2 protein-coding genes are annotated in these 1,000 nt (G+C 71.2%); both read left to right on the forward strand.

What is annotated here, in order from left to right:
- Positions 1–372, forward strand: a 372-nt coding sequence (locus BACI9J_RS23985; RefSeq protein ID WP_159736803.1) for an MMPL family transporter, incomplete at its 5' end; no start/stop codon positions are given.
- A gap of 233 nt (positions 373–605) precedes the next feature.
- A partial coding sequence (locus BACI9J_RS23990) for a MarR family winged helix-turn-helix transcriptional regulator (RefSeq protein WP_159736804.1) occupies positions 606–1,000 on the forward strand: 395 nt, incomplete at its 3' end.

Consider the following 1,000-nt stretch of genomic DNA (forward strand, 5'->3'; position numbering starts at 1 on the left):
CTGCACGCGGGTCGCGCGGTGGTCACGGCAGCGGCGATCATCATGATCTCGGTGTTCGCGGGCTTCATCTTCTCGGACTCGTCCACCATCAAGCCGATCGGCTTCGGGCTGGCGTTCGGTGTGCTGATCGACGCCTTCGTCGTCCGCATGCTGCTCATCCCGTCGGCGATGCACCTGCTCGGCAAGAGCGCCTGGTGGTTCCCGAAGTGGCTCGACCGCATCGTGCCGGACGTCGACGTGGAGGGCGCGAAGCTCGAGCGCTCCCACCCGGTCGCCGGGCACGAGGGCACGCACACCGGCACCCACGCACTCCCCGTGGAGCCGGACGCGACGACGCACGACTCGGGGCACCCGCCCGCGCACCGCGCGTAGTCGACGCACCAGCGCAACCACCCTGGAGGCCCGGTGCCGGTCCACGAGACCGGCACCGGACCTCCAGGCCGTTGCGCCCACCGCCCCGACGCATGCGTCCGCACCTGATGCGTCCGCAACGCGCGACAGAACACGCGTCGATCGACTGGTGTTCTGTCGATACCTGTCCCTGCATGGACGCGCCACCACCGCGCCTCAGACCACTTCGTGCACGAACGAAGTACCCTGGGCGCATGACCCAGACCGCACCGGACCCGCTCGCGCTCGACCGGCAGCTCTGCTTCGCGTTGGCGGCGACGAGCCGCAGCGTCATCGGGCTGTACCGCGACCTGCCCGAACCGATGGGCCTGACCCACCCGCAGTACCTCGTGATGCTCGCCCTGTGGGAACGGGACCCGCGGTCGGTGCGCGAGATCGCCGGCGAGCCGCGACTCGACTCCGCGACGCTGAGCCCACTGCTCAAGCGACTGGAGGCCTCCGGCTACGTCCGCCGCACGCGCAGTGCCGCCGACGAACGCCAGCTCGAGGTCTCGCTGACCACCGCCGGACACGCCCTGCGCGACCGCGCCCAGGCGGTGCCGCTGGCCGTCGCCGACCGGCTCGGGTGGCCACTCGCTCGCCTGGAGTC

This window comes from Arthrobacter sp. 9V, from assembly GCF_902506065.1.
Lineage (GTDB): Bacteria > Actinomycetota > Actinomycetes > Actinomycetales > Micrococcaceae > Arthrobacter.